The following is a 25,760-nucleotide window of genomic DNA, read 5'->3' on the forward strand; positions in this document are numbered from 1 at the left end:
CCGTGGCGCACGTCTACGACGAGATCGACGAGAGCCTCTCCTCCTGGATCCACGAGCAGCCGATGTGGTTCGTCGCCACCGCGCCCCTCGCCGCGGACGGGCACGTCAACATGTCGCCGCGCGGCCACGACTCGTTCTCGATCCTGGGCCCGCGGCGCGTCGGCTGGGTCGACTACACGGGCAGCGGAGTCGAGACGATCGCGCACCTGCGCGAGAACGGGCGCGTGTGCCTGATGTTCGCGTCGTTCGGATCGCGTCCGCGCATCGTCCGCCTGCACGGCACCGGCTCCGTGCACCTGCCCGGTTCGGAGGCATTCACCGAGGTCGCGGAGCAGCACCCCGAGCACCCGAGCACCCGCGCGGTCGTCACCGTCGAGCTCACCCGCATCAGCGACGCGTGCGGCTGGGGCGTGCCCGTGATGGAGCCGGTCGGCGAGCGCGACCTGCTCCTCCTCCAGGCCGAGAAGAAGGGCCCCGACGGCATGGCCGAGTACCGCGCCACGCGGAACGCGGTCAGCATCGACGGGCTGCCGGGCTACCCGCTGGACTGAGCAAGCGGGAAGCGGCCGCAGCGCGGCGCGCACGAGCACGCCGACCGGCTCGAGCAGGGTCTCAGTGACGACGGCGAGCGGGTTCGACCCGGTCGGGCGGGAGCCGACGGAGAACCGAGTCCTCGTCATTCGTCAAGTCCTCGACCGCTGACCGCCGCTCAGCACGACCAGACGTGCATCACGGTCCGTCCCCCGTTCGGGAACCCCGGGTCGATCGACGTGTTCGTCGTCGGTGCGGGTCTGAAGCGGGCGCTCCTCGCGGGGACGATGACCGGCGGCCTCGTCGACGGGTACACCGCCGCCGTCTCAGGGAGATCGCACAGCGCGACGGGACGGGTTCGCGGAAGCACCCACGAGGACGCTTCGCACACGTCCCCAGGGGATGTACTCCTGGGACCAGTAGTCGGCCCGGATCTTCAGGAGGGGCCCTTCGACAGTGGAAGCCACCGAGATGGAGCGAGGGTCCCGGAGGGTTCCCGCGATGCGTGTCTGCGGGGTCCTTTCGAGCTCGCTCGACAACTGCTCGGGAGTGATTCGCGTCGGGAGGGACGACCGCGAGCAGCCGCCGGCATCCACCGGAGGCGTATTCGACGGTCCCGCTGACGAGCTCGCTCCCCTGTGGACGGTCGATGGCCGAGGCCGCCGACCGCGCTGGTGAGGCTCATCCATGGGTCGGGACGAGAGCGAGCTCCGGGGAGCTCCGGCCGATCCCTGGAGGGGCGGACGTGGAGCGCGACTGAGGCCTGCTCGATCGACGGTCGGATCGGACGGCGTCCGCACCATCGGCCCCGCAGAGATCCCCTGGCCGATCCGCCCGCCGCTACCCCCGCTCGTCGACGGCCCGGATCGAGAACAGCTCCTGCGGGGTGCAGTCGAGCGCGTCGCAGATGAGCGTCAGCGTCGTGAAGCGGATCGCGCGGGCGCGGTTGTTCTTGAGGATGGAGAGGTTCGCCATCGTGATGCCGGTGCGGGCAGAGAGGGCGGTGAGGGTCACGCCGCGCTCGGCCAGCACTGCTCCGAGGTGGCAGTCGATCCGGTGCCTCTCGTCGTCGGCGGGCTCAGACAACGCCGTCGACGTCCCGTTCGAGCTTCGCGCCGGCGCGGAACGCCGCCGTCAGGGCGAGGGCCACCACTCCGGCGAGCAGGACGGGGACGGGCCACTGCGGCAGGTTCGTCCCGATGGCCTGGTAGTCGCCGCCGAGGAAGGCGTCGCGCTGCTCGTCGGTCACCCGGCCGGCGGCGAAGAGCAGGCCGATGCCGGAGCTGAGGTACAGGCCCGCCGCGGTGTCGGCGAGGCCCTGCGCCACTCCTCCGATCAGCAGGGCGAGGCTCAGACGGCGCCAGTTCGCGAGGACGAAGGGGTCGAACGGGCGTCCGGCCGCGATGCCGCGGAGGACCCGCAGGAGGAAGACCGTGGCGAGGACGATCGTGACCGCCTGGAGGAGGCTCGGCAGCGCACCGAGCAGGCGGAGGGAGAGGGCGGCGTCGGCGAGCGTGGGCGCGGTGCCCTCGCGCGGCTGGGCCTGCAGCAGCTGCGGGAGGCTCCGGAGCGGGAGGCGGCCGTCCGCTCCCCCGAAGACCAGCAGGGTGCGCCCGGTGGTGACCGTCCAGGTCTGCAGGAGCGCGGTGAGCACGGAGAAGACCGCGACGATGAGCAGGACCGCTCTCGCCACCCGGAACACGCGCGGACGCTCCCGGACCGGTCCGCTGGGGATGACACTCGTCATGACGTACTCCTTATCGATCGTCGATGTTATCGAGTATCGATACTACGCACGCCGGTCCGCCGATGTCGACCCGCGGCGCCCCGCCGACCACGGAGACGGCGGGAGGGGTGGTTGCCCGGGGCGAGGAGCCCGATCTAGCGTGGAGAAATGTCGGATGCGAGGGAGCGCGCCGCCCGTTACCGGGCCGGCGCCGCGGGCGAGGAGGAGGCGGAGCAGCCCGCCCTGCCGGAGGATCCGCTCGAGCGGGCCGCGTTCGTCGAGACGGCGATCCAGCTCGCGATCCTCCGCGGCGACTTCGACGACCTGCCGGGATCGGGGAAGCCGCTCCCGGACCTGGGCACGGCCCACGACCCGGACTGGTGGATCCGCCGCAAGATCGAGCGCGAGAACCTCACCGGGATCGGTCCGGCCGCCTTCCTCCTCCGCGCCGAGGACCGCGCGCTCGACGAGCGCCTCGACCGCCTGCACCGCGAGGAGGAGGTGCGCGCCGAGCTCGCCGACTTCAACACGCGGGTGATCGAGGCGCGCCGCCAGCTGCTGGGCGGGCCGCCCGTCGTCACCCCGCTCCGGGACGTCGACGAGGAGGTCGCCGCCTGGTCGCAGCGGCGCGCCGATCGCGCCGCCGAGGCCGAGGCCCGGGCGGCCGCCGAGCCGGAGCGGTCCCGCCGCTGGTGGTCGCGGCGGCGCTGACGTCCCCGGAAACCGGACAGACCTGCCCCTCCCACTGGGGTCCCGCCCCGGGAAACCGGGCGGGAGCGCGCCTCCGAATCATGCCTACACATCAAGTCGACCGGAGTCCGCATGCTCACCGCCACCACCCCCGCACGCCTCCCGAGGGCCCGCCCCTCGACCCTCGCCGCGCCGCCGCTCGCGCTGCTCGAACCCGACTCGGACCGGATGCTCGTCATCCGCGCCGCGGAGGGCGACGACCGCGCGTTCGCCACCATCGTCCGCCGCTACACCGGGCTGCTCCGCGCGACGGCCGCCCTCACCCTCCGCAGCAGCGCCGACGTCGACGACGTGGTGCAGGAGACGTTCCTCGCGGCGTGGACCCACGTGGACAGCGTGATCGACGGCGAGACCATCGCCGGCTGGCTCGTCACGACCGCCCGCCGCCGCAGCGTCGACCGGCTCCGCTCCAGCGTCTCGCGGCTGCGAGCCGAGCTGGACGACGAGTTCCCCGCCTCCGCCGCCGACGACCCGGAGCACGCTGCGCACTGCGGGTCCCTCGCCGCCGACGCCAACCGGGTGCTCGCCGCGATGCCACCGGCCCAGCGCCGCTGCTGGGAGCTGCGCCAGCTGGAGCAGTGCAGCTACGACGCGATCGCGCACGAGCTGGGCCTCTCGACCTCGACCGTCCGCGGGCTGCTCGCCCGCGCCCGCGCGACCCTCCGCACGGAGCTCGTCCACTGGCGCTGATCCGCGCTGCGGATCTCGGCGCAGGAGACCGGGCGGGGGCCTTCAGCGCAGGAGAACCGGCCCCGCGCCGATCCGCACCCGGAACAGCGAGTACGGGTACGTCCGCAGATCCGTGCCGCCCTGGTAATCGGCCTGGCGGTGCAGCTGGTTCGCGGTGACGTACAGGTGCTCGTCCGTCGCGATCGACATCGTGTCGGGCCAGAGCAGCCGCTCGTCGTGCACGATCGTCTCCATCGTGCCGTCGGTGCGACGGCGGACGATCGCGTTGTTCTCGTAGCTCGTGGCGTAGAAGCGGCCCAGCGCATCCGTCTCGAGGCCGTCCGCTCCCCCGCCCTTGTCGCCCTCGTCGACGACGGTCGCCGCGACGGCCTCGTCCGGCACCGACCGGTCGACCAGGGCCGCCGTCGCCACGCTGAACCAGCGGCGGGAGGCGAGCGGGCAGTACCAGAGGCGCTCGCCGTCGGCCGAGATCGCGATGCCGTCGGCGCCCATCGTCACCGGCTGCGGGTCGCCGTCTGCCGGGCGCTTCATCAGCACGCGGCCCTCGGCCATCGGCACGAGCTCCGGAGGAGTGAGCGCCTTCGTGCTCGGGTGGTCGTGCAGGCGGCGCCAGGCGGTCCCCGTCTCGAGGTCGACGACGATGATCCCGTTCGGGCCGGAGTCGGCCGAGTCGGTGATGTAGGCGATGCCGCGCCGCAGATCGAAGCGCACGTCGTTGAGGTAGGTGGTCGGCAGGGCGACGTCCGGCTCGAGGAGGATCACCTGCTCGACGGTGTCGGTCGCCAGGTCGACGCGGACGAGCTTGGGGCCGCCCTTCTTCGTCGGCTCGAACATCGGGCTGCCGGTGTCGAGGATCCAGAGCCGGTCGGCCGGATCGACGACGATGCTCTGCACCGAGACGAGGGCGCCGGCGTCGTCGATCCCCGCCGGCGTGTTCCAGGCCTCGTCCGGGTAGGGCACCGCCGCTCCGTCGACCAGCTCCACGACCGTGGCCGGGACCTCGTCTCCCCACTTCGGGAAGTTCACGAAGATCCGCCCGGTGTGCGAGACGCTGACGCCGGTGGGCATCGGCCCGCTGGTGAAGGCGTGCACGAGCTCCAGCTCGCCGAGCGGCTCGTCGACCGGGCGCGTGCCGCGGGTCTCGTCGGTCGGTCCCCAGAATCCCATGGTGCTCTCGCTGTCCTCCCGCTGGCGCGGGCTCGTGGCGGTCTCGGTGCCGGTCGGGTGCGGGGTCGGTGCCCGCCGCGACCGGTGCTCCTCATCCTGCGCGCCGGCGCCGGTCGGCGGGGAGGAGGTGGCGGAGGAGGCGGCGAGCGCCTAGCATCCGGCCGCCGCCGGCGACCCGAGAGCCGCGACCGAGGAGGCGGAGGAGGGCCGGCCCGCGTCCGACTTCGGCACGGCCTTCACGAAGGGGCTCAGCATCGGGACGCGGCAGTGCCCGGTGGAGCGGGTCTCCTCGGCGGCCGCTCCCGCCGCCCGCAGCGCACCGCCCCCCGCCGTCGCGCTCACCCGTTGGTCGGCGGGTCGCCGGACCACTGATCCGCCGGCCGTCCGCTTCCGGACATGACCGCTAGAGGGCGTTGCCACTGCGGCCGCTCACCTGCCACGGTCGCAGAGCGACCGACGACGGTCCACCGATCAGAAGGACCGAGGCCCGCACATGGACGACTCCTCTTCGACCGAGACCAGCACGAGCGAGATGACGCCCGAGGTGCTGGCCGCGTTCAGCGACGCCTGGACCCGCCACGACCTCGAAGCGCTGATGAGCCACATGACCGACGACTGCGTGTACGGCGCGTCCGTCGGCCCCGAGCCCGGCCGCACCTGGACGGGGAAGGAGCAGGTCCGCGAGGGATTCGCGCTCATGCTCGCCTTCGACACCGGACAGGAACGGCACGAGGAGGGGGCTCCCCTCATCTCCGGGACGCGCGGCGCGGCCACCTGGTCCTTCACCGGGACCGGCCCCGACGGCCGACCCCAGGTCACGCGGGGCTGCGACATATACGAGTTCCGCGGCGGGAGGATCGCCCGCAAGGACGCGTTCCGGAAGGTCTACCGGGCGGACGAGGAGTAGTCCAGGTCGGCCTCCCTCGCGCAGCGGAGCCGGAGCGGCGTCCTCGTACCGGGTGGCCCCGCGCCTGCCCGCGGAGCTGATCGCATGGCTAGCCACGTCGGCGGGCAGCTGGGTCGTCGGGCAGGTGCTCACGACCGACGGCGGGTTCAGCCTGTGACCGGAGCGGCGGCGCAGCGGCTCCGGACCTAGTCGGAGGCGACGGCCCGCACGATGGTGCGGGCGACCTCGAGCACCTCGCGCTCGTGGCTCAGGTGCACCTCGTGCACCGCTCCGGGCCAGGACAGCAGCGGCGCGTCCAGGGCGGCGGCGACGCGCCGATGCACGCGATGCAGGGAGGACCCGGGCCTGCGGTCCGCGGTCACCACGGCCGCGGGGACCGCGGGCAGCTGAGACTCGTCGAAGCCCCGCGCCACCTGCTCCAGACCGGCGGCGGCGGAGGCGAGCCCCGGCAGGTCGACGTCCGCCATCGCGAGAGCGGCCGCGCGCGCGGCCGGGCTCATCGCGTGGCGCCTCGCCGACCGGGCGGCGCTCGTGCGCAGCAGCGCGGACAGCGCTCGGCCGAGCCCCGGCAGTCTCGAGAGCGTCGCCGTCGCCCGGGCCGTCCGCTCCACCTGACGCGCCAGTGCCGTGTCGTTGACGGGCGTCGGGTCGAGGAGCACCAGTCCCGCGACGTCCTCGGGATGATCGCGAGCGAGCAGCATCGCGACGGCACCGCCGAGGCTCTGGCCGATCACGACGACGGGACCTGTCCCGAGGCCGGCCAGCACGGCGTGGACGGCGTCTGCGGCGTCGGTGAGTCCGCCGGCGACCTCCGACCCCGCTGTGCCCGGTCTGTCGTAGAGGACCACCCGGCAGCCCGGATCGACGATCAGGCCCTCGACCAGCCCGGGGAAGAAACCGTCGACGGCCTCGCCCCCGCCCGGCAGGAGGAGCACGGCCTGCCCGGATTCACCCCGCACCTGCAGCATCCGGCGAGCCTAGCCGGGGAGCCGTCCGGCGCCGACGACCGGCGCGGCCGGGCCCGGGGATGATGGGCGCATGGGAACTCGTGGGGCCGGAGTGCTGTGGGTGGTGAGCGCGCTCGCCTACATCGGAGCGGAGGCGGTCGCCGCGTCCGCGTTCCCGGGCTACAGCTACGCACGGAACTACATCAGCGATCTCGGCGTGCCCGAGGTGGGCGTGTTCCAGGGGCGCGCGATCGACTCGCCGCTGCACGCGGTGATGAACGCCGGATTCCTCCTGCAGGGGGCGCTCTACCTCGCCGCCGCCGTCACGACCGTGCGGGCGGCGCGGGGTGGATCGCGGGGGCTGTTCCTCTCCCTCGCCGTGGTCCACGCCGTGGGCATCGCCGTGGTGGGCCTCGTGCACGGGAGCAGCGCCAGTGCGCAGAACGGGATCGGCGGCCTGCACGTGGTCGGCGCCGCGATGGCGATCGTCGGCGGCAACGCGGCCTCGATCGTCGCCGGTGCCGCGGCCCGGCGCGGCCGCGCCCCGTGGGCGCTCGAGACGGTCGGGATCGTGCTCGGCGCGGCCGGCCTGCTCGCGCTGCTGATGCTGCAGGTCGACACCCGCGTGCCCGGCGTCGACCTGCTGCCCGACGGCGTCTGGGAGCGCGCCTCCGTCTACGCCGTCACGGCCTGGCAGCTCGCGACCGGCCTGCGGCTGCTCCGACGGCCGGAGGTGCCGCGGCAGCCGCGGCCTCCTCAGACCGCGGGCAGCGGCGCGCAGGTGCGCAGCGCCGTGCACCGGCTCTTCCAGCTCGGGATCCGGATCCCGGAGGCCCTCTCGGTCGTCGTGTTCGACGACAACCCGTGGAGCGAGCTGGTCACCCCGCCGCTCAGCGTCGTCCGCCAGCCGATCGACATGCTCGCCCGTCACAGCGTCGAGCTCGTCCTCGCCCGCATGCAGGGCCGCCTCCCCGATGCCCCGCAGCACATCGAGGTGCAGGCCGACCTCGTCATCCGCTCCAGCTGCGCCGCACCCCCGCGGCGCTGATCCTCTCCCCCTCCGAAAGGCACGCCATGTCCGATCCCGTCGTCGTCACCGCGATCTTCACTCCCGCCGAGGGGCAGCGCGACGCGCTCGTCGCCGCCCTCTCCACCGCCATCGCGGAGGTGCACGAGGAGGAGGGCTGCGAGCTCTACGCGATCCACGACTCGCCCGACGGCACCATCGTCATGCTGGAGAAGTGGACGAGCGGCGACCTGCTCGACGCGCACGGCGCCGGCGAGCCGGTCGTCCGCCTCAACGCGGCGATCCGCGGACTCGTCGCCCACCCGCCCGTCGTGACGCGGCTCGTCCCGATCCCGGCCGGCACCTCACGGCAGGGCGAGCTCTAGCACCCGGGGGCGGGGCCGCTCCGGATCCGGATCGCGCCTCCCGCCGGAAACGCGCGCGAAACAGCGGAGGCCTACGGTCGGGAGCGACCCCGCCGCCCCAGCCGCTCCCTGGAGGATCCGCATGCCCCGCCCCGCCTTCCCCGCCCCGCCCAGCGCCGAGCTGCACATCCACCTCGAGGGCACGATCGAGCCCGAGCACATCGTCGAGATGGCGCGCCGCAACGGGGTCGCCCTGCCCACCGAGGACCTCGACGCCCTCCGCGCCCGGTATTCCTTCACCGACCTCGCGTCGTTCCTGGAGCTGCACTACTCGAACCTCACCGTGCTGAAGACGGAGCGGGACTTCTTCGAGCTCGCGACCGGCTACCTCGACCGGGCGCAGAAGGCGAACGTCCGCCGCGCCGAGATCTTCTTCGACCCGCAGACGCACCTCGGCAACGGCGTCGCGCTCGACACCGTGATGAGCGGGATCACCCGTGCGCTCGGTCGGAGCGAGGAGACCCACGGGATCTCGACGGACCTGATCATGTGCTTCCTCCGCGACCTGGGCGCCGACGCGGCCGACGAGATGCTGACGGCGATCCTCCCCTGGCGCGAGCACGTCATCGGCGTCGGGCTCGACTCGAACGAGGTGGGCTTCGGCCCGGAGCTGTTCGTCGACGTCTACGCGCGCGCCGCGGCGGAGGGACTGCGCCTGGTCGCGCATGCCGGCGAGGAGGGCGGGCCCGAGACGGTCGCGGCCACCGTCGAGCTGCTGAAGGTCGAGCGGATCGACCACGGGATCCGCGCGATGGAGGACCCGGAGGTCGTCGCGATGCTCCGCGAGCGCCGCATCCCGGTGACGGTGTGCCCGCTGTCGAACGTCGCCCTGCGCGCGGTGGACACGATGGCCGACCACCCGCTGCCCGCGATGCTCCGCGAGGGACTCGTCGTGACGGTCTCGAGCGACGATCCGCCCTACTTCGGCGGCTACGTGGATGAGAACTACCGCGCCCTGGTCGAGGAGCTGGGGATGGACGACGCGCAGCTCGAGCAGCTGGCGCTCAACTCCTTCGACGCGGCGTTCATCACGGAGGAGGACCGCGAGCGCTGGCAGGCGGAGGTGCGCGAGCACTTCGCGCGGTGAGCGCGCCACTGCCCGGAGAACGATCGTTCCCACCCTCCCCGCGCGCTGAGCCCTCGTTCCGCGGTCGCACGCCTCCGCGCCCGCCCTACGCTGGCCGGATGACCCGATCCGACGGCACACGATGAGCTGGGTGCTCCTCACCGGCGCGATCCTCACCGAGGTGACGGCGTCGCTCGCCCTCCAGGCCGCCATCGAGTCGCCGGGCTGGTACGCCCTCGTGGTGGCGGGCTACCTGGCGGCGTTCGTCCTCCTCAGCCGGGTGCTCAAGGCCGGCATGCCGATCGGAGTCGCGTACGGCGTGTGGGGCGCGTGCGGCGTCGCGCTGACGGCGGTCCTCGCGGCCGTGCTCTTCGGTCAGCCGCTGACGGGCGTGATGACGATCGGGCTGGTGCTGATCATCGCGGGCGTGCTGATGGTCGAGATCGGCTCGCAGCGAGCGCAGGCCGCGCGCCGGGCGGTGCGCTGATGGCCTGGCTGCTGCTCTCGGGCGCGATCCTCACCGAGGTCGCCGCGACGATGAGCCTCAAGCCCGCGACGGACGGCCGGAAGCGCTGGTACGTCGTGGTCGGAGTCGGCTACGTCGTCGCGTTCACGCTGCTGGCCGGGGCGCTCGCGCAGGGCATGCCGATCGGGGTGGCCTACGGGATCTGGGCGGCGGTCGGAGTCGCGCTGACCGCGGTGCTCGGCCGCTGGCTGTTCCAGGACCCGCTGACCTGGACGATGCTCGGCGGGATCGGCCTGATCATCGCCGGCGTGCTGCTGGTGGAGCTCGGGCACTGACCGGCCGAGTGCCGTCGCGGCGGGAGTCTCTCCACTCAGCGGCCGTCGCGGCGGGAGCGCGCCTCCTCAGCCGTCGTCGCGGCGGAAGCGCTTCGGCGTCACCGGTTGTCGCGGCGGTACCGCGCCTCGCGGCCGGCGATGTGGAGGCCGAGCCCGGTGACGGCGACCGCGAAGGCGACCAGCACGCCGATGAACGCGATCTCGTCGCCCGCTCCGACCGCCACGGCCGCGACGGCGAGCCCGATCAGCGCGAGGGCGAGCACCACGGCGCCGACGATCTCGAGAGGGCTCCATGCGGTCATGGCTCCAGCGTGCGCTCGGAGCGGCGCGCGGGCAAGGGGCGGGCGCGGCGGCGTGACCGCCTCCGTCCCCGCCCCCCAGCCCCGGCCCCGCGACGTCGTCGGCATCGTCGGCCTCGTCCTCGCGATCGTCCTCGTCCTCGCGCAGATCGGGCGGACCGCGCTCACCACGGCCATCCCGGTCCTCGCGTTCCAGGGCGGCTTCGACACCACGCAGATCGGGGCGCTCTTCGCCGCCCTCGGGGTCACGATGCTCGTGCTCGCGACGGCGACCGCGATCGTCGGCGTCATCGGCGTCGCGCGGAAGGACCGCGCCCGGCTGCTCTCGGCCGTCACGCTCGGCGTCGGCGCGAGCGTCGCGATCGTCGAGCTGGGCGCGCTCGTCGTCCCGCCCCTGGTCGGCCTCTCCCTCCAGTACTGACGAGGCCCGCCGGAGCGGATCCCTCCGCCCGCCCTCGCAGGATCCGCACGGCGCCGCGTCCGTTCCTCGCGCTCCGCTGCGCCGCGACGGCCCTGCCGGCTTCCCGGCGATGCGCCAGGATGGGGGCATGACGACACGCGTGGACGGCCTCTTCGTCTACCCGGTGAAGGGCTTGACCCCGCAGCCGCTCCCCCGCGTCGAGCTCACCGCCGGCCGCGGCGTCCCCTTCGACCGCACGATCGCCCTCGCCCGCCCCGGCGGCGCCTACCGGCCCGGCATGCGGCACGGCATCTCCAAGCGCGAGTACTTCGTGCTCGTCGCCGAGGCGCGCCTCGCCGGCCTGACCACGCACCTCGACCCCGACAGCGGAGTGCTCACCGTCGACGTCCGCGGCCACCGGGTCCTCTCCGCCGACCTCGGCGCGGAGGACGGCCGGGCCGCACTGCGCTCCTTCGCCGCCCGCGTGCTCGACCTGCCGCCCGGCGTCGAGCCCGTGATCGCCCAGGACGCGGGGCGCCGCTACACCGACACGGCCCACAACTCCGATGTCGAGATGGAGTACGTCTCGCTGATCAACCTGGCGAGTGTCCGCGACCTCGCCGAGCGCACCGGCCGGAGCGTCGATCCGCTGCGGTTCCGCGGGAACATCCACCTCGAGGGGCTGCCGGCGTGGAGCGAGCTCGAGCAGCTCGGGTGCGAGCTCAGCGCGGGCGGGCTGCGGCTGCGGATCACGAAGGCCACCGAGCGGTGCGCCGCGACCGAGGTCGAGCCGGGCACCGGTCGGCGCGACCTGCCCGTCCCGCGCCTGCTGCACGAGACCTACGGCCACGAGCTCCTCGGCGTCTACGCGGAGGTCCTCGACGGCGGCACGCTCGGCGTGGGCGACGAGCTGGTGCTCCGTGGCTGAGCTGCGGCTCGTGGTGGCCGAGCGCGAGGCGCTCACCCCGGCCGTCACCCGCTTCGTGCTGCGGAGCGAGGACGGCGCCCCGCTGCCCGGCTACTCCGCCGGCGCGCACCTCACGCTCACGACCCCCTCCGGCGAGCGCCGCAGCTACAGCCTCGTCGAGCCGGGATCCGCGGAGCCGTCGCACTACGCGATCGCGGTGCGCCGCGAGCCCGGGGGTCGGGGCGGATCGCGGAGCCTCCACGACGACGTCCGCGTCGGCGACGTCCTCTCCTCCGCGCCGCCCGCGAACACCTTCGCCCTCCGGCCCGCCGCCCGCTACCTCCTGATCGCCGGCGGGATCGGCGTCACCCCGATCCGCGCCATGGCCGCCGAGCTCCGGGCGCAGGGCTCGGCCGTGCAGGTCGTCTACCTCAGCCGCACCCCCGAGGACACCGCGTGGCTCGACGAGTTCTCCGCCGACGGCTCCCTCGTGCACCACAGTGCGATCCACGGCCGGCTCGACCTCTGGCCGCTCGTCGCCGAGCCCGACGACGACGCCCGGATCTACTGCTGCGGTCCGTCCGCGCTGATCGACGAGGTCCTCGCCCTCACGATGCACTGGCGCCCGAGCCGGATCCACGTCGAGGACTTCGCGGGCGTCGACGCCGTCGGCGACCGGGCCGTCCCCTTCGCCGCCGTCTGGGAGCCGACCGGAGCCGTCGTGGAGGTCCCGGCCGACCGCTCGCTCCTCACCGCGCTCCGCTCCTCCGGGATCGACGTCGACTCCTCCTGCGAGTCGGGCACCTGCGGCACCTGCCGCCTGCGCCTCGTCGGCGGGACGGCGGAGCACCGCGACCTGGTGCTGACCCCCGAGGAGCAGGACCGCTGGATCATGCCGTGCGTCTCGCGCTCCGCCGGCGGCGAGCTGGTCGTCGCCCCGGAATGACGGAGCGACGGGGCCGGGCCCCACGCACGCCGGCCGACACGCGTCGGCCGTCGTGTGACGCCGCGTGACGGGCGCCCGGCGCCCGGTCCCCCGCATGCCTAGGCTCCCGGACGGGGGAACACGACCGTCACGACCGAAGGACTTCCGATGACCAGCACCTCCGTCCGCACCCAGCTCGACGAGTTCACCGTCGGCTTCGACGAGACGGTCGGCCCCGAGCTCGCCGCCGTCTTCTCCGGCGAGCGCGACGACCTCGTCGCCGCCGGCGCCCCGAGCGGAGCCGTCACCGCCGGCGACGCGCTCCCCGCCGCCTCCGTCGTGACCGTCGACGGCGACACCGTCGACCTCGCGGACGTCCTCGGCGCGGGCCCGGCCGTCCTCGTCTTCTACCGCGGAGCCTGGTGCCCGTACTGCAACATCACGCTCAAGCACTACAACGAGACCCTCGCCCCCGAGCTCGCGTCGCGCGGAGTCGCCCTCGTCGCGATCAGCCCGCAGACCCCCGACGGGTCGCGCGCGGCGGTCGCGAACGGCGACCTGGGCTTCACCGTCGTCTCCGACCCCGGCAACACGCTCGCGAGCGCTCTCGGCATCGTCACCGCCCCCAGCGGCGACGCGCAGGAGGCGCACACCGCGCTCGGCTTCGCCGTGAAGGACAGCAACGCCGACGACACCCCGGCCGTCCCGTACCCGACCGTCCTGGTCGTCGACGTCGACCGGATCGTCCGCACGGCGGACGTGCACGTCGACTACACGACGCGCACGGAGACCGAGGAGATCCTCGCCGCCGTCGACGCGCTCTGACGCCTCCGCTCGCACCCTGAGCACGCGCGGCGGTCGAGCGCACCCCCTCGCCCGCCGCGCCGCCGCTCCCTAGGCTCGACCCGTGACAGCGGAGACGGACGTGCTCGTGGTCGGCGGCGGTCCGGTCGGACTCCTGCTCGGCGCGCTCCTGGCGCGGGCCGGAGTGGACGTGCAGGTGTGGGAGCGGCGCTCCTCGGTGCCGCGCGGCTCGCGGGCGATCGGCATCCATCCGCCGTCGCTCGACGCGTTCGCCGCGGTCGGCGCCGATGCTCCCGTGCTGGCCGAGGCCACCCGGGTCCGCGACGGCGTCGCGCGCAGCCGGGGCCGCACGCTCGGCACGCTCTCGTTCGCGCGCGCCTCCGCGACGCACCCCTACGTCGTCACCCTCGACCAGCACCGCACCGAGGCGATCCTCCGCGAGCGCCTCGAGGCGGCGGCCCCGGACGCGCTGCGCCCCGGCGTCGCGCTGACCGGCCTGCTCCGTCGCGACTCCACCGTCGAGGCGACCGGCACCGGACCGGGCGGCGAGCCGGTCTCCGTCCGCGCCGCCTTCGTGGTGGGAGCCGACGGCGCACGCAGCACCGTCCGCGATCTGCTCGGGATCCGCACCACCGGCCGCGACTACCCGGACCGCTACGTGATGGGCGACTTCGCCGACCCCGAGCCCGGCGGTCTCACCGGCACCGCGCTGGTCGACGTCGGCCCGGCCGGAGTGGTGGAGTCCTTCCCGCTCCCGGGCGGTCGGCGCCGGTACGTCGCCCTGAGCGGCCCGGACCGCTCCCTCGGCGCCCCCGCCTGGCGGCCCGAGGAGGCCCCCGACCAGGAGGCCGCGCGCGCCCTGGCCGCCGCTGTCCGCGACCGGACGGGCGCCGACGCCGACCCGGACACCTGCACGATGCTCAGCGGATTCCAGGTGCGGCGCCGCGAGGCCGAGCGGATGGGCGTCGGCCGCGTCGTGCTCATCGGCGACGCCGCGCACGAGATCAGTCCGATCGGCGGGCAGGGCATGAACCTCGGCTGGCTCGACGCCGCCGAACTCGCCCCGCTCCTGGCCGGTGCCGTGCGCCGCGGCGAGGCCGGCCCCTGGCCCGGCTTCGCCCGGCGGCGCACCACCGCGGCCCGGCGCGCGGCGCGGCAGGCGGAGGCGAACATGGCGCTCGGACGCCCGCTCGGCACGCTCGCGCACCGCGGCCGCGAGGCGTTACTCCGCACCGCCCTCGCCCTGCCGACCTCGGACCTGCTCGCCCGCGTCTACGCGATGCGCTGGTCCTGAGGTCGCGGGCGGCCGGTCAGCCGACCAGCCGCGCGCCCGCCAGCCCGAGCTCGACCACCAGCACGAGCGAGGCCGCGATCACCAGCCGGAACAGGGTGCGCGTGGGCGGGCCGGTCAGCACCAGGCGGATGCCCGCCGCGGCGAGCACGACCACCGCGAGGGTCCCGATCACCGCGAGCACCACGCCCGTCCCGCGCACCGGCTGGTCGCCGACGAGCTGTCCGACGAGCACGAGCAGCGCGGCGACCATCAGCGACCCGAAGGCGACGACTCCGGAGAGCCGCAGGCCGAGGCGGTGGGGGAAGCCGCGGACCCCGGTGGCCTCGTCGTCGACCAGGTCGGGGAGCACGTTCGTGCAGTGGATCGCGATGCCGAACACGGCGCCGGTCGCGATCGCCCACCAGGCGGGGAGCCGGCCGTCGCCCGCCGCGACCGCCACCACCGGCAGCAGCCCGAAGGCGACCACGAAGGGAGCGACCGACCAGACCGTGCGCTTGAGCCCCGCGTCGTAGGCCCAGCCCGCGGCGACCAGCACCAGGTGCGCGACCGCGGCGACCGGTCCGAGCAGCAGCGAGAGCACCACGGCGGCCGCCGCCGTCCCCAGTGCGGCGGCGCGGACGGCGCCCACGCCGATCAGCCCCTGCGCGACCGGCTTGTCGGTGCGCCCCACCGCGCGGTCGCGGTCGGCGTCGATCCAGTCGTTCGCGAGCCCGATCGAGAGCTGCCCGAGCAGCACGGCGAGCGCCACCAGCACGACCTGCCCGAGCGGATGCCCGGACGCCGCCGCGATCACGGTCGCCAGCACGGTGACCGTCACGGTCGGCCCGGGGTGCGACGAGGCCAGCAGGAGTCGCACCCGGGACGTCATCCCGCCAGCCTACGGTCGCGGCGGCACAGCGGGGCGCCGGTCGCGCTCCCCGCCCCGGAGCGGGATCCAGCGTGGTTCGAGCGCGGCGCCCTCATCAGCCCGCGACGGGAATGGCCCGGGATGGGGCAGGGTTGCACCACCCGGCATCCCGACTCAGGAAGAAGGCCTCGTGGACCTCGTGCACTGGCTGTTCGACGCGCAGATCGTCATCGGCGAGCAGACCGTCCTCTGGCGGGAGGTCATCGGCAACGTCTTCGGGCTCCTCAGCGCCCTCGGCGGGATGCGGCGGAAGGTCTGGGCCTGGCCCGTCGGCCTCATCGGCAACGTGCTGCTGTTCACGGTCTTCATGGGCGCCCTGTTCGGCACTCCCAACCCCGTCAACCTGCTCGGCCAGGCCGGGCGGCAGGTGATGTTCATCCTGGTCAGCGTCTACGGCTGGTACCGGTGGACCCACCGCCCCGACGACTCCGCCACCCTGATCGAACCGCGCTGGGCGTCGTGGCGCACCCGCGGCCTGCTGGTGCTCGGGATGGTCGGCGGCACCGCGGTGCTGACGCCCGTGTTCCGCGCGCTCGGCTCCTACGAGCCCGTCTGGAGCGACGCGTGGATCTTCGTCGGCTCCGTCCTCGCCACCTACGGCATGGCGAAGGGCTGGACCGAGTTCTGGCTCATCTGGGTGGCCGTCGACCTGGTCGGCGTGCCGCTGCTGTTCTCGGCCGGCTACTACGCGTCGGGGCTGATGTACGTCTTCTACGGCGCGTTCACCCTGGTCGGGTTCTTCGTCTGGATGCGGCAGGGCACCCGTCCGTCCGCCGCTCCGATCACGGTCGGCTAGCTCTAGCAGCCTGCCGCCGCCGGCGGAAGTGGCCGTGCGGGAGGCGCTGTCGGTGGTCCACTGGGAGCGGAGGCGCCCGCCTCCCCCACCCGGAACGGACGCCATGCTCTCCCTCGTCTACTCCAGCCGCACCTCCGCCGGCTTCACGGACGCCGACCTCCCCGCGCTGCTCGCCCAGTGCCGCGCGAACAACGAGCGCCTCGGCCTGACCGGCATGCTCCTGCACCGCGACGGCCGATTCCTCCAGGTGCTCGAGGGGCCGGACGCGGTCCTGCGCGAGCGGATGGCCGTCATCGCCGCCGACGAGCGCCACGCGCAGCTGCGCACCCTCCTCGAGGAGCCGATCCGGGAGCGGCTGTTCCCGGAGTGGTCGATGGCGTTCGAGTCCGCCGCCGACGCCGACGCCGCCGGGCTCCGCACCTCCTTCGACGACCTCGACGACGCCGAGGCCGAGAGCGCGACGCTCCCGGCCCTGCGCGAGCTCATCCGCTTCTTCCGCGAGCGGAGCTAGGCGGAGCTGGGCGGAGCTGGGCGGAGCTGGGCGGAGCGATACGGGACGCCGGGATCGCGGCCGGTCCGCCGCCGGAACCCGACGCCCGTCACTCCTCCGCCGAGAGAGGAGCGAGCCGGTCGAGCCGCGCCAGGAGCGGGGCGAAGCCGTCGCCGAGCAGGGCGCTCAGCGGCTCGCCGAACCAGAACCGCCAGACGGCGTCGAGCTCCTCGCCGGTGATCCGTCCTCGGCGCAGGAGGATGCTCGCGATCGGGGCCGCCTCAGACGCGTACTCGTCGCGGGGAGCGCCGTCCTCGCGACCCGGCTCGAGTCCGTACGGATCGACCCCGTCGAGCTCCCGCAGGACGGCCGCCACCATCGCGTCACGGCGTTCCGCGGTCGCGCCGTCCTGATCCGTCGGTGCTCGGCGCTTCATCGCGAGAAGGTAGCCAGCCCACTCCTCGTCGTCCATTCGTCGTCTCCGATCTCTCTGGATGCCGCGCCTTCTCGAGGCCTTTCTCTTTTTTCGGCGCCGGCTTGTCGAGGCACGGGGGAACCGCCTCTCCGACGGCTTGTCATCCCCCCGCGAGAAAGGCGCGGACGCCTTCCCGCGTCAGCCCCGAGGCGACGGCGAGCCGGTGCTCTCCGGCCCCGAGTCGGGCGGCTCCGCGGAGGGCCGCGGCCCTTTCTCCGCCCTCGCCGGAAGTCCCGCTCCGGAATGCCGCGAATTCCGCGGACACCTTATCGAGAGCGTCGACGACATCGCCGGACACGCTCTCCGGCGGCTCGCCGAGATCGATGCGCCAGCCTCTCCCGGACTTCTCGTCGCTGTCGTTCACACGCGGGAAAGTACCCCGGACCGCAGGGCAGCGCCTGTGATCGCCCTGCGGTCGTCTCGCCCCGAAGGACGCGCTTCCCGCACACTAGGTATTGCCAGGCCTTGCAACGCAAGGCATAGTGGTCCGCATGGCGACGGACGCGGAGAAGATCCTCACGAACCTCCGGAAGGGGGTCGTCGAGTTCTGCGTCCTGGCCGCGGTCTCGGGCGAGCCGAAGTACGGTCGCGACCTCGCGCTCACCCTGAGCGAGAAGGGCCTGCTCGCCGGCGAGGGCACCCTCTACCCCCTGCTCTCACGCCTGCGCGACAGCGGACTCGTCTCGACGGAGCTCACCGATCCGAGCCTCGGACGACAGCGGCGCTACTACACCCTCGCTCCCGCAGGCCGCGCGCGGCTCGAGGAGTTCCGGGCGGCCTGGGCGCCGTTCCGATCCACCGTCGACGACCTCCTGGAGACGCACTGATGACGACGCACACCACGGACACGACCGGCCGCGGCTACACCGCCCGACTGCGCCGCGAACTGGCGGTCCTTCCGCGGCGGTCGCGACGCGAGCTGCTCGAGGACGCCTCGGAGCACGCCGCGGGCGACGAGTCGGAGCTCGCGCGCTCCTTCGGCGATCCCGTCGAGATCGCCCGCGCCGCACTCGATCAGCACGACGCCCGCACAGGCCGTCCGATGCGCCCCAGCCTTCTGCTGCCCTCGAAGCTCCTGCAGCTGGGCGCGGCGGTCCTCACCGGCCCGTTCGCCGCGATCGCGCTCCTCGACCTCCTCCTGAACGGCTCCGCCCTCGGCCTGCCGAGGCTCGCGCTCTGGGCACTCATCGCGCTGCCGCCGCTCCTCGTCCGCTGGACGACGTGGTGGCGCGTCTCCCTCGCCTGCGCGGCCCTCCACGCCTGCTTCCTCGCGGTCGCGGCCGTGGCCACCCTCGGCGGAGGGAACGTGCCCGCCCCGGCCGTGGTCCTCCTCCTCTCGGCGCCCGTCGCTCTGGCTCAGCTCCTGGCCCTCGGCCTCTCGGCGGTCGCCCTCCTCCGGGCCCCGCGGGTCCTCCGCGCCCGCTGACGAGGAGCGTCGGGCAGGATGAGCCGGGTGTCGATCAGCAGAACGTGGAGAGCAGCGGCGGTGATGGCGTCGATCACGTCGCTCTCGGCGTGCGCGACGGAGTACCACGGCCATGACAGCGGGATCGACGGCAGGCTGTGGCGGCAGATGGCCGCGGTCGAGGATCCTCTCAGCACGAGTGTCTACCGGTCGCTCGACGAGACGATCGGCATACTCCACGGCCTGAATCCGGAGGCTTATCCACCGCCTCTCGAGGACCCGTCCGCCTATCTCTCGGGAATCGACGTCCCCCGCTGGAACGGAGAGGCCGAGTCGGTCGATCCCTCGGTGCTCGAGGACGGCGGAGTGGTGCTCTACGACGAGGACGTCACGGACGGCGAGGCCCGCTTCTCGCTCTTCCTCGCGTCCGGTCCGATCCCCGGAGAGGAGGATGAGGGCGGCTGGTTCAGCGGTCCCAGCGAGGTCTACACCTGCTACGGACTCGTCGTCGACTTCCGAGCGCACACGCCTCCCGGTCCGGAGAGGACGGCCTTCGAGGACTGTCCCGCGGACCTCGTCGCCGTGCTCCGCTCCGATGCGGCCTTCGCCTCGGCCGAGGTCTTCGACGGCTGACCCGACCGCGGCGACCACCCGCTGCGACGACGCGGGGCGGAGGCGCGGATCGCGTCGTTCCGGCGCGCCCGCACCAGCGGCGTCGGAACGTCCGGCCGATCCGGGAGCGGCACCCCGTCCGAGCCGTCGAGGTTCCGTCGGTGTGCAGGCCCCCGCGCCGAGGGACGTAAAGTGTGCTCACACGCGCCCGCGGACGGGCGAGCCGCCCGTGAGGGTGCCCCGGTCCTGCGTCGGAGGCGCCGATCACAGAGAGCCGCGGTGCCCGATGCCGGAAGACAAGCCCGCGTCGCGGGCGCCGAGCATCTACGACGTCGCCCGCGCGGCCGGCGTCTCGCACCAGACCGTCTCCCGGGTCCTGAACGACCACCCGAGCCTCCGCGCCGAGACGAAGAAGCGCGTGCTCGAGGTCATGGCCGAGCTCGACTACCGCCCCAACCTCGCCGCGCGGGCACTGGTCACCAGCCGCACCCGCACCGTCGGCGTGCTGTCCTCGCAGAGCCTGCAGTACGGTCCGGCCTCCAGCATCCAGGCCATCGAGGTGGCGGCGCGCGACGCGGGCTACCTCGTCGTCACGGCCAACGTCGACGGCACCGACGGCGCGTCGATCCAGGCCGGGATCCGGCATCTGCTCAACCAGGCGGTCGAGGGCCTCGTTGTCGTCGCCCCGCAGATCCGCGTCTTCGACATCCTCTCCGGAGTCGCGCTGCGCATCCCGCACGTGACGCTGCAGACGAGCGAGGACGACCGCGACGACGCGCTCTACGTCGACCAGATGGCCGGCGCCCGCATCGCCACCGGGCACCTGATCGACCTCGGGCACACCGAGATCGTGCACCTCGCCGGCCCGCAGGACTGGATCGAGGCCGAGGCGCGGATGCGCGGCTACCTCGCCGAGCTCGACCACCGCTCGATCCCGCTGCGCCCGCCGCTGCTCGGCGACTGGAGCGCCGAGCGCGGCCACCGCGTGGGCCTCGAGCTCTCGCGCTTCCTCGACTTCACCGCGGTGTTCGCGGGGAACGACCAGATGGCACTCGGACTGATGAGCGCGTTCCACGAGCGCGGGGTCCGCGTGCCGGAGGACGTCAGCGTCATCGGCTTCGACGACATCCCCGAGGCGGCGTTCTACTGGCCGCCGCTGACCAGCGTCCGCCAGGACTTCGTGGAGCTCGGACGCCGGTGCGTGGCCGCGCTGCTCAGCCTGATCGAGGGCGACCGGCCGGAGAAGGCGGCGCCGATCGCTCCGCAGCTGGTCGTCCGCGGATCCACGGCCGTCCCCCGGAGCGCGAGCGTCACCGCCTCGCGCTGACCGGCGGCCGCGACGCCCTCGCGCCGCGACCGCCCGGGATCACTCGCCGTGAGCAGCGATCGACACGTCGTTCCAGCGCTTCCAGGTCTCGAGGCGCGACTCGTAGTCCGCCGTCGCGATGCCCAGCGGCGCGCGCCCGAAGAAGATCCGCAGCGGCGGCTCGTCCGCGTCCACGACCGCGAGGATCCCGAGGCGCGAGGCCCGCGGGTCGCCCTGCTGAGCGGCGGAGGGGCGTCGGCTCGCTGCCTCCCGGACCTCGTCGTACGCGTCGATCGGCTCGCTGCGCGACGCGGAGGGACCGGACCAGTCGGTCGAGTACCCGCCGGGCTCGACGAGGGTCACGTGGATCCCGAAGCCGGCGACCTCGGCGGCCAGCGACTGGGTGAAGCCCTCGAGCGCCCACTTCGACGCGTGGTACGCGCCGATCGAGGGGAACGCGCTGATGCCGCCGATGCTCGACACCTGGACGATGTGGCCCGAGCCCTGCTCGCGGAGGATCGGCAGCGCGGCCTGGGTGACCCAGAGGGCGCCGAAGGCGTTGGTCTCGAGCTGCGCGCGGACCTCCTCCTCGGTGAGCTCCTCGATCATGCCGAAGTGCCCGTAGCCGGCGTTGTTGATCACGACGTCCAGTCGGCCGAACCGGTCGGCCGCGGCCTGCACGGCGGCGAAGCCGGCCTCGCGGTCGGTCACGTCGAGGGTCAGCGGGAGGAACGTGTCCGGGTACTCCTCGACGAGGGCGTCGAGGGTCTCGATCCGGCGGGCGGTCCCGGCGACCGAGTCGCCGCGCTCGAGCGCCGCCTCGGCCCACTCGCGGCCGAAGCCCTTCGAGGCGCCGGTGATGAACCAGGTCTTCGTCATGGTGTGCGTCCTTTCGACAGTGCTGGACGCAACGCCGACGGCTCCGGCTCCCTTCCGGGGCCGGGGACCCTTGACAGCACCGCTCCGAGAGCGGACGACGCGCCGCCGGTGTCCCGTTACCGAGTCGAGACGTGCGCGTTGACACGAATGGCGCCGTCGGGTCTAGCATGACGCAATGTGATCGCTCACATGGCATCACATCTCCGCCCCGATCCCGAGGGCGGCCCTGCATCCACTGCATTCAATGACGAAGGAATCACAGTGACCACAATGAAGCGCGCTCTCATCGCCGGCATCGCCGGCGGAGCGATGATCCTCTCCCTCGCCGCCTGCTCCTCCGGAACCGGTGGCGGCTCGGGCTCGGGATCCGGCGACGGCGGCCTCGTCGGCGTCGCGATGCCGACCAAGTCGTCCGAGCGCTGGATCGCTGACGGCAACAACGTCAAGTCGCAGCTCGAGGAGGCCGGCTACCAGGTCGACCTGCAGTACGCCGAGGACGACATCCCCACCCAGGTCTCGCAGCTCGAGAACATGATCACCAAGGGCGCCAAGGCCCTGATCGTCGCCTCGATCGACGGCACCACCCTCACGAGCGTGCTCGAGGAGGCCAAGGCCAACGACATCCCCGTCATCGCCTACGACCGCCTCATCCGCGACTCCGAGAACGTGGACTACTACGCCACGTTCGACAACTACAAGGTGGGCGTCCAGCAGGCCACCTCGCTGCTCGCGGGCCTCGGTCTCACCGACCTCACCGGCGCGAAGGCCGCCGACGCCCCCGCCGGCCCCTTCAACGTCGAGCTGTTCGCCGGCAGCCCCGACGACAACAACGCCACGTTCTTCTTCAACGGCGCGATGGACACCCTCCAGCCGTACATCGACGACAAGACGCTCGTCGTGAAGTCCGGCGAGACCGACTTCAACACCGTCGCCACGCTCCGCTGGGACGGCGAGGTCGCCCAGAGCCGCATGGAGGACATCCTCACCAAGACGTACTCCGACGGCTCCAAGGTCCAGGGCGTCCTCTCGCCCTACGACGGCCTCAGCCGCGGCATCATCTCGGCTCTGACCGACGCCGGCTACACCGTCGGCTCCGACTTCCCGATCATCACCGGTCAGGACGCCGAGCTCGACTCCGTCAAGGCGATCATCGCCGGCGAGCAGTACGCGACCATCTACAAGGACACCCGCGAGCTCGCCAAGGAGGCCGTGAAGATGGCCCAGGCCGTGCTCGAGGGCACCGAGCCCGAGGTCAACGACACCGACACCTACGACAACGGCAAGAAGGTCGTCCCGTCCTTCCTGCTCGAGCCGGTCATCGTCACCAAGGACCAGATCCAGTCCGTCCTCGTCGACGGCGGCTACTACACCGACGCGGAAGTGAACGGCTAGTCCTCTCTCCTCACCCGAGAAGGAACACCCCGGGAGGGCGCCCACTGGGCGCCCTCCCCCACTACGAAGGAAGGGAGGCGGCGTGACCTCGAACATCCTCGAGATGCGCGGCATCACCAAGACGTTCCCGGGCGTGAAGGCGCTCCAGGACGTCACGCTCAACGCACAGCGCGGCGAAGTCCACGCGATCTGCGGGGAGAACGGCGCCGGCAAGTCGACGCTGATGAAGGTCCTGTCGGGCGTCTACCCGCACGGCACCTACGAGGGCGACATCGTCTTCGAGGACGAGGTGATGCAGTTCTCCAGCATCCGCGACTCGGAGGCGAAGGGCATCGTCATCATCCACCAGGAGCTGGCCCTCAGCCCCTACCTCTCCATCGCGGAGAACATCTTCCTCGGCAACGAGGTGCGCGGCTTCGGCGGCCTGATCGACTGGAACAAGACCAACCAGGAGGCCGCGGCGCTGCTGGCCCGCGTGGGTCTGCGCGAGAACCCGACCACCAAGATCATGGAGATCGGAGTCGGCAAGCAGCAGCTCGTCGAGATCGCGAAGGCGCTCTCCAAGCGGGTCAAGCTGCTCATCCTCGACGAGCCCACCGCGGCCCTGAACGACGAGGACTCGGACCACCTGCTCGACCTGATCCTGCACCTCAAGGAGCAGGGCATCACGTCGATCATCATCAGCCACAAGCTGAACGAGATCAAGAAGATCGCGGACACCGTCACGGTCATCCGCGACGGCAAGACCATCGAGACGATCGCTCACGACGACGTCACCGAGGACCGCATCATCAAGGACATGGTCGGCCGCGACCTCGACCACCGCTACCCGGACCACACGCCGCACATCGGCGAGGAGATCCTGCGCGTGGTCGACTGGACGGCCCACCACCCCCAGGACCCGACCCGCGTCATGGTGGACAAGGTCAACCTGTCGGTGCACCGCGGCGAGATCGTCGGCATCGCCGGACTCATGGGCGCCGGGCGCACCGAGTTCGCGATGAGCCTCTTCGGCCGCTCCTACGGCAGCCGAATCTCCGGCCAGGTCTTCAAGGCCGGCAAGGAGATCAAGATCCGCAACGTCTCGGAGGCGATCGCCCACGGGCTCGCCTACGCGACCGAGGACCGCAAGCACTACGGCCTCAACCTCATCGACGACATCAAGCGGAACATCTCGCTCGCGTCGCTCGACAAGGTCGCCCGCGGCGGACTCGTCGACGACAACCGCGAGTTCGAGGTCGCCAACGAGTACCGCGGCAGCATGAACATCAAGTCGCCGACCGTGCTCGCCAAGACCGGGAAGCTCTCCGGCGGCAACCAGCAGAAGGTCGTCCTGTCGAAGTGGATCTACTCCGACCCGGACGTCCTCATCCTCGACGAGCCCACCCGCGGCATCGACGTGGGTGCGAAGTACGAGATCTACACCATCATCAACCGGCTCGCGGCGCAGGGTAAGGGGATCATCGTCATCTCCTCCGAGCTGCCGGAGCTGCTCGGCATCTGCGACCGCGTCTACGCGCTGTCGGAGGGCCGGATCACGGGCGAGCTGCCCATCGCCGAGGCGACGCCCGAGGCGGTCCTCACCCTCATGACCCAGGAGAAGCAACGATGACCGATCTGCAGAACGAACCGTCCACCGCGGCCGGTGCGCAGGTGAAGCCCACCGAGAACGCCTTCACGAAGCGCCTCAGCCACGTGCTGGGCGACCTCGGCAAGAACGGCATCTTCATCGCCCTCATCGTGGTGGTGCTGCTGTTCGAGGTGATGACCGGCGGAATCCTCCTCCGCCCCCAGAACATCTCGAACCTGATCGTCCAGAACGGCTACATCCTGATCCTCGCCATCGGCATGGTGATGGTCATCGTGGCCGGGCACATCGACCTCTCGGTCGGCTCGGTCGCGGCGTTCGTCGGAGCGATCTCGGGCGTCTTCGCGGTCAACATGGGTCTCCCGTGGTGGCTGTCGATCATCCTCTCCCTCCTCATCGGCGCCCTGGTCGGAGCGTGGCAGGGCTTCTGGATCGCCTACGTCGGAATCCCGGCGTTCATCGTGACCCTGGCGGGCATGCTGATCTTCCGCGGCCTGGCGCTCGTCGTCCTCGGCAACGCGAACATCGGCTCCTTCCCGACCGAGTACCGCGCGCTGGGCAACGGCTTCCTCACCGACCTGTTCGGCGAGACCGACCTCGACCCGCTGTCGCTCGTCATCGGCGCGCTCGCGATCGTCGCCTTCGCCGTGCAGTCCGTGCGCACCCGCCGCGGCCGCCAGAAGTACGCGCAGAGCGTCGAGCCGGGCGCCTGGTTCGTCACCAAGCTCGTCCTCGTCTCCGTCGTGATCGCGGCCTTCTCCTTCGCGCTGGCCACCTTCAAGGGCATCCCGGTCACCCTGATCGTGCTCGCCGTGCTCGTCCTGATCTACGGCGTGGTCATGAACCGCTCCGTCTTCGGTCGCCACGTCTACGCGATCGGCGGCAACCTGCACGCCGCGGAGCTGTCCGGCATCAAGACCCGCAACGTCACCTTCTGGCTGTTCGTCAACATGGGCGTCCTCGCGGCGCTGGCCGGCCTCGTCTTCACCGCGCGACTCAACCTCGCCGGCCCGAAGGCGGGCGACGGCTTCGAGCTCGAGGCCATCTCGGCCGCGTTCATCGGCGGCGCGGCGGTCCAGGGCGGCGTCGGCACCATCGGCGGCGCGATCATCGGTGGCCTCATCATCGGCGTCCTGAACAACGGAATGTCGATCATGGGCATCGGCATCGAGTGGCAGCAGGCGGTCAAGGGCCTCGTGCTCCTGCTCGCGGTCGCCTTCGACGTCTACAACAAGCGCCGCTCGGGCGGACGCTAGGCCCTGCGG

Annotated in this window: 33 protein-coding genes; 23 read left to right on the forward strand and 10 right to left on the reverse strand. The window is 72.5% G+C overall.

Annotated features, from left to right (window positions below):
* Positions 1-2: 2 nt before the first annotated feature.
* Positions 3-551 carry a pyridoxamine 5'-phosphate oxidase family protein gene (locus tag C5C36_RS10330; protein WP_104234560.1) on the forward strand — a complete coding sequence of 183 codons (549 nt, stop codon included), beginning with the start codon at positions 3-5 and terminating at the stop codon, positions 549-551.
* An 820-nt stretch (positions 552-1,371) separates the two neighbouring features.
* On the opposite strand, the gene C5C36_RS10335 is transcribed toward C5C36_RS10330, so the two are convergent.
* Both C5C36_RS10335 and C5C36_RS10340 read right to left on the reverse strand, forming a co-directional pair.
* Positions 1,372-1,617, reverse strand: a complete 246-nt coding sequence (locus C5C36_RS10335; protein WP_104224883.1) for a helix-turn-helix transcriptional regulator — start codon at positions 1,615-1,617, stop codon at positions 1,372-1,374.
* Positions 1,610-2,278, reverse strand: coding sequence for a hypothetical protein (locus tag C5C36_RS10340; RefSeq protein ID WP_104273496.1), 669 nt, complete (start codon positions 2,276-2,278; stop codon positions 1,610-1,612). The genes C5C36_RS10335 and C5C36_RS10340 overlap by 8 nt, the downstream gene beginning before the upstream one ends.
* Positions 2,279-2,425: 147 nt before the next feature.
* Here C5C36_RS10340 and C5C36_RS10345 point away from each other — a divergent pair, with 147 nt between their 5' ends.
* Together C5C36_RS10345 and C5C36_RS10350 are read left to right on the forward strand one after the other, a co-directional pair.
* Positions 2,426-2,968 (forward strand): DUF1992 domain-containing protein, encoded by a 543-nt coding sequence (locus C5C36_RS10345; RefSeq protein WP_104309697.1) that lies wholly within the window; start codon positions 2,426-2,428, stop codon positions 2,966-2,968.
* 111 nt (positions 2,969-3,079) lie between these two features.
* Positions 3,080-3,697 carry an RNA polymerase sigma factor gene (locus C5C36_RS10350; protein ID WP_104309698.1) on the forward strand — a complete coding sequence of 206 codons (618 nt, stop codon included), beginning with the start codon at positions 3,080-3,082 and terminating at the stop codon, positions 3,695-3,697.
* Between the two features lie 42 nt (positions 3,698-3,739).
* On the opposite strand, the gene C5C36_RS10355 is transcribed toward C5C36_RS10350, so the two are convergent.
* Together C5C36_RS10355 and C5C36_RS10360 are read right to left on the reverse strand one after the other, a co-directional pair.
* Positions 3,740-4,864 (reverse strand): L-dopachrome tautomerase-related protein, encoded by a 1,125-nt coding sequence (locus C5C36_RS10355; RefSeq protein ID WP_104309699.1) that lies wholly within the window; start codon positions 4,862-4,864, stop codon positions 3,740-3,742.
* Positions 4,865-5,014: 150 nt separating this feature from the next.
* Positions 5,015-5,206: a hypothetical protein gene (locus C5C36_RS10360; RefSeq protein WP_104227368.1), complete on the reverse strand. Its 192-nt coding sequence runs from the start codon at positions 5,204-5,206 to the stop codon at positions 5,015-5,017.
* Between the two features lie 151 nt (positions 5,207-5,357).
* Between C5C36_RS10360 and C5C36_RS10365 the strand changes: the two genes are divergently transcribed.
* A complete protein-coding gene (locus C5C36_RS10365; RefSeq protein ID WP_219812389.1) occupies positions 5,358-5,771 on the forward strand; it encodes a nuclear transport factor 2 family protein in 414 nt (137 codons plus the stop codon).
* Positions 5,772-5,956: 185 nt separating this feature from the next.
* Here C5C36_RS10365 and C5C36_RS10375 read toward each other — a convergent pair whose 3' ends face one another.
* Positions 5,957-6,739 (reverse strand): alpha/beta fold hydrolase, encoded by a 783-nt coding sequence (locus C5C36_RS10375; protein ID WP_104309700.1) that lies wholly within the window; start codon positions 6,737-6,739, stop codon positions 5,957-5,959.
* 70 nt (positions 6,740-6,809) lie between these two features.
* On the opposite strand from C5C36_RS10375, the gene C5C36_RS10380 reads away from it, so the two are divergent.
* The 5 genes from C5C36_RS10380 to C5C36_RS10400 all read left to right on the forward strand — a co-directional run bounded on the left by C5C36_RS10380 (position 6,810) and on the right by C5C36_RS10400 (position 10,016).
* The gene (locus tag C5C36_RS10380; protein ID WP_258072261.1) at positions 6,810-7,766 is read left to right on the forward strand and encodes a DUF998 domain-containing protein; all 957 of its coding nucleotides are present in this window, start codon (positions 6,810-6,812) and stop codon (positions 7,764-7,766) included.
* Between the two features lie 26 nt (positions 7,767-7,792).
* Positions 7,793-8,110: a putative quinol monooxygenase gene (locus C5C36_RS10385; protein ID WP_104308557.1), complete on the forward strand. Its 318-nt coding sequence runs from the start codon at positions 7,793-7,795 to the stop codon at positions 8,108-8,110.
* Between the two features lie 121 nt (positions 8,111-8,231).
* Positions 8,232-9,236: an adenosine deaminase gene (locus tag C5C36_RS10390; RefSeq protein WP_104309701.1), complete on the forward strand. Its 1,005-nt coding sequence runs from the start codon at positions 8,232-8,234 to the stop codon at positions 9,234-9,236.
* Between the two features lie 121 nt (positions 9,237-9,357).
* A complete protein-coding gene (locus tag C5C36_RS10395; protein WP_104269826.1) occupies positions 9,358-9,702 on the forward strand; it encodes a multidrug efflux SMR transporter in 345 nt (114 codons plus the stop codon).
* Positions 9,702-10,016 (forward strand): multidrug efflux SMR transporter, encoded by a 315-nt coding sequence (locus tag C5C36_RS10400; protein ID WP_104224891.1) that lies wholly within the window; start codon positions 9,702-9,704, stop codon positions 10,014-10,016. The genes C5C36_RS10395 and C5C36_RS10400 overlap by 1 nt, the downstream gene beginning before the upstream one ends.
* A 98-nt stretch (positions 10,017-10,114) precedes the next feature.
* Here the strand turns inward: C5C36_RS10400 and C5C36_RS10405 are convergent, their stop codons facing one another.
* Complete coding sequence (locus C5C36_RS10405) at positions 10,115-10,318, reverse strand: hypothetical protein (RefSeq protein WP_104284036.1); 204 nt, start codon at positions 10,316-10,318, stop codon at positions 10,115-10,117.
* A 52-nt stretch (positions 10,319-10,370) separates the two neighbouring features.
* Between C5C36_RS10405 and C5C36_RS10410 the strand changes: the two genes are divergently transcribed.
* The 5 genes from C5C36_RS10410 to C5C36_RS10430 all read left to right on the forward strand — a co-directional run bounded on the left by C5C36_RS10410 (position 10,371) and on the right by C5C36_RS10430 (position 14,645).
* Positions 10,371-10,736 carry a hypothetical protein gene (locus C5C36_RS10410; protein WP_104269709.1) on the forward strand — a complete coding sequence of 122 codons (366 nt, stop codon included), beginning with the start codon at positions 10,371-10,373 and terminating at the stop codon, positions 10,734-10,736.
* A 127-nt stretch (positions 10,737-10,863) separates the two neighbouring features.
* Entirely contained in the window at positions 10,864-11,643 is a 780-nt protein-coding gene (locus tag C5C36_RS10415) for an MOSC domain-containing protein (protein WP_181065567.1), read from the forward strand.
* Positions 11,636-12,568, forward strand: coding sequence for a PDR/VanB family oxidoreductase (locus C5C36_RS10420; RefSeq protein ID WP_104227407.1), 933 nt, complete (start codon positions 11,636-11,638; stop codon positions 12,566-12,568). The genes C5C36_RS10415 and C5C36_RS10420 overlap by 8 nt, the downstream gene beginning before the upstream one ends.
* Before the next feature lie 147 nt (positions 12,569-12,715).
* Entirely contained in the window at positions 12,716-13,372 is a 657-nt protein-coding gene (locus C5C36_RS10425) for a peroxiredoxin-like family protein (RefSeq protein WP_104309702.1), read from the forward strand.
* An 82-nt stretch (positions 13,373-13,454) separates the two neighbouring features.
* Positions 13,455-14,645, forward strand: a complete 1,191-nt coding sequence (locus tag C5C36_RS10430; protein ID WP_104309703.1) for an NAD(P)/FAD-dependent oxidoreductase — start codon at positions 13,455-13,457, stop codon at positions 14,643-14,645.
* A gap of 16 nt (positions 14,646-14,661) precedes the next feature.
* On the opposite strand, the gene C5C36_RS10435 is transcribed toward C5C36_RS10430, so the two are convergent.
* A complete protein-coding gene (locus C5C36_RS10435; RefSeq protein ID WP_104309704.1) occupies positions 14,662-15,513 on the reverse strand; it encodes a UbiA family prenyltransferase in 852 nt (283 codons plus the stop codon).
* Positions 15,514-15,682: 169 nt separating this feature from the next.
* Here C5C36_RS10435 and pnuC point away from each other — a divergent pair, with 169 nt between their 5' ends.
* Together pnuC and C5C36_RS10445 are read left to right on the forward strand one after the other, a co-directional pair.
* On the forward strand, positions 15,683-16,348 hold the full coding sequence (gene pnuC, locus C5C36_RS10440) for a nicotinamide riboside transporter PnuC (RefSeq protein ID WP_104296222.1): 666 nt from the start codon (positions 15,683-15,685) through the stop codon (positions 16,346-16,348).
* Positions 16,349-16,451: 103 nt separating this feature from the next.
* On the forward strand, positions 16,452-16,859 hold the full coding sequence (locus C5C36_RS10445; RefSeq protein WP_104227402.1) for a BLUF domain-containing protein: 408 nt from the start codon (positions 16,452-16,454) through the stop codon (positions 16,857-16,859).
* Positions 16,860-16,947: 88 nt separating this feature from the next.
* Here C5C36_RS10445 and C5C36_RS10450 read toward each other — a convergent pair whose 3' ends face one another.
* Positions 16,948-17,274, reverse strand: coding sequence for a hypothetical protein (locus C5C36_RS10450; protein ID WP_146078887.1), 327 nt, complete (start codon positions 17,272-17,274; stop codon positions 16,948-16,950).
* A gap of 139 nt (positions 17,275-17,413) precedes the next feature.
* On the reverse strand, positions 17,414-17,677 hold the full coding sequence (locus tag C5C36_RS10455; protein ID WP_104227400.1) for a hypothetical protein: 264 nt from the start codon (positions 17,675-17,677) through the stop codon (positions 17,414-17,416).
* A 127-nt stretch (positions 17,678-17,804) separates the two neighbouring features.
* Between C5C36_RS10455 and C5C36_RS10460 the strand changes: the two genes are divergently transcribed.
* The 4 genes from C5C36_RS10460 to C5C36_RS10475 all read left to right on the forward strand — a co-directional run bounded on the left by C5C36_RS10460 (position 17,805) and on the right by C5C36_RS10475 (position 20,657).
* On the forward strand, positions 17,805-18,140 hold the full coding sequence (locus C5C36_RS10460) for a PadR family transcriptional regulator (RefSeq protein ID WP_104309725.1): 336 nt from the start codon (positions 17,805-17,807) through the stop codon (positions 18,138-18,140).
* Positions 18,140-18,739: a hypothetical protein gene (locus tag C5C36_RS10465; RefSeq protein ID WP_104309706.1), complete on the forward strand. Its 600-nt coding sequence runs from the start codon at positions 18,140-18,142 to the stop codon at positions 18,737-18,739. The genes C5C36_RS10460 and C5C36_RS10465 overlap by 1 nt, the downstream gene beginning before the upstream one ends.
* A gap of 27 nt (positions 18,740-18,766) precedes the next feature.
* Positions 18,767-19,351 (forward strand): hypothetical protein, encoded by a 585-nt coding sequence (locus C5C36_RS10470; protein ID WP_146085325.1) that lies wholly within the window; start codon positions 18,767-18,769, stop codon positions 19,349-19,351.
* Between the two features lie 265 nt (positions 19,352-19,616).
* On the forward strand, positions 19,617-20,657 hold the full coding sequence (locus C5C36_RS10475) for a LacI family DNA-binding transcriptional regulator (protein ID WP_104234510.1): 1,041 nt from the start codon (positions 19,617-19,619) through the stop codon (positions 20,655-20,657).
* Between the two features lie 39 nt (positions 20,658-20,696).
* Here C5C36_RS10475 and C5C36_RS10480 read toward each other — a convergent pair whose 3' ends face one another.
* Entirely contained in the window at positions 20,697-21,515 is an 819-nt protein-coding gene (locus tag C5C36_RS10480) for an SDR family oxidoreductase (RefSeq protein ID WP_104309708.1), read from the reverse strand.
* Between the two features lie 270 nt (positions 21,516-21,785).
* On the opposite strand from C5C36_RS10480, the gene chvE reads away from it, so the two are divergent.
* From chvE to mmsB, 3 genes are all read left to right on the forward strand, one after another.
* Positions 21,786-22,907, forward strand: a complete 1,122-nt coding sequence (gene chvE, locus C5C36_RS10485; protein ID WP_104224984.1) for a multiple monosaccharide ABC transporter substrate-binding protein — start codon at positions 21,786-21,788, stop codon at positions 22,905-22,907.
* Positions 22,908-22,989: 82 nt separating this feature from the next.
* Complete coding sequence (gene mmsA, locus C5C36_RS10490) at positions 22,990-24,519, forward strand: multiple monosaccharide ABC transporter ATP-binding protein (RefSeq protein ID WP_104256398.1); 1,530 nt, start codon at positions 22,990-22,992, stop codon at positions 24,517-24,519.
* The gene (gene mmsB, locus C5C36_RS10495) at positions 24,516-25,751 is read left to right on the forward strand and encodes a multiple monosaccharide ABC transporter permease (RefSeq protein WP_104227395.1); all 1,236 of its coding nucleotides are present in this window, start codon (positions 24,516-24,518) and stop codon (positions 25,749-25,751) included. Before mmsA ends, mmsB begins: the two co-directional genes overlap by 4 nt.
* The last annotated feature ends 9 nt before the right edge of the window (positions 25,752-25,760 follow it).

Source organism: Rathayibacter sp. AY1G1, assembly GCF_002932095.1.
Lineage (GTDB): Bacteria > Actinomycetota > Actinomycetes > Actinomycetales > Microbacteriaceae > Rathayibacter.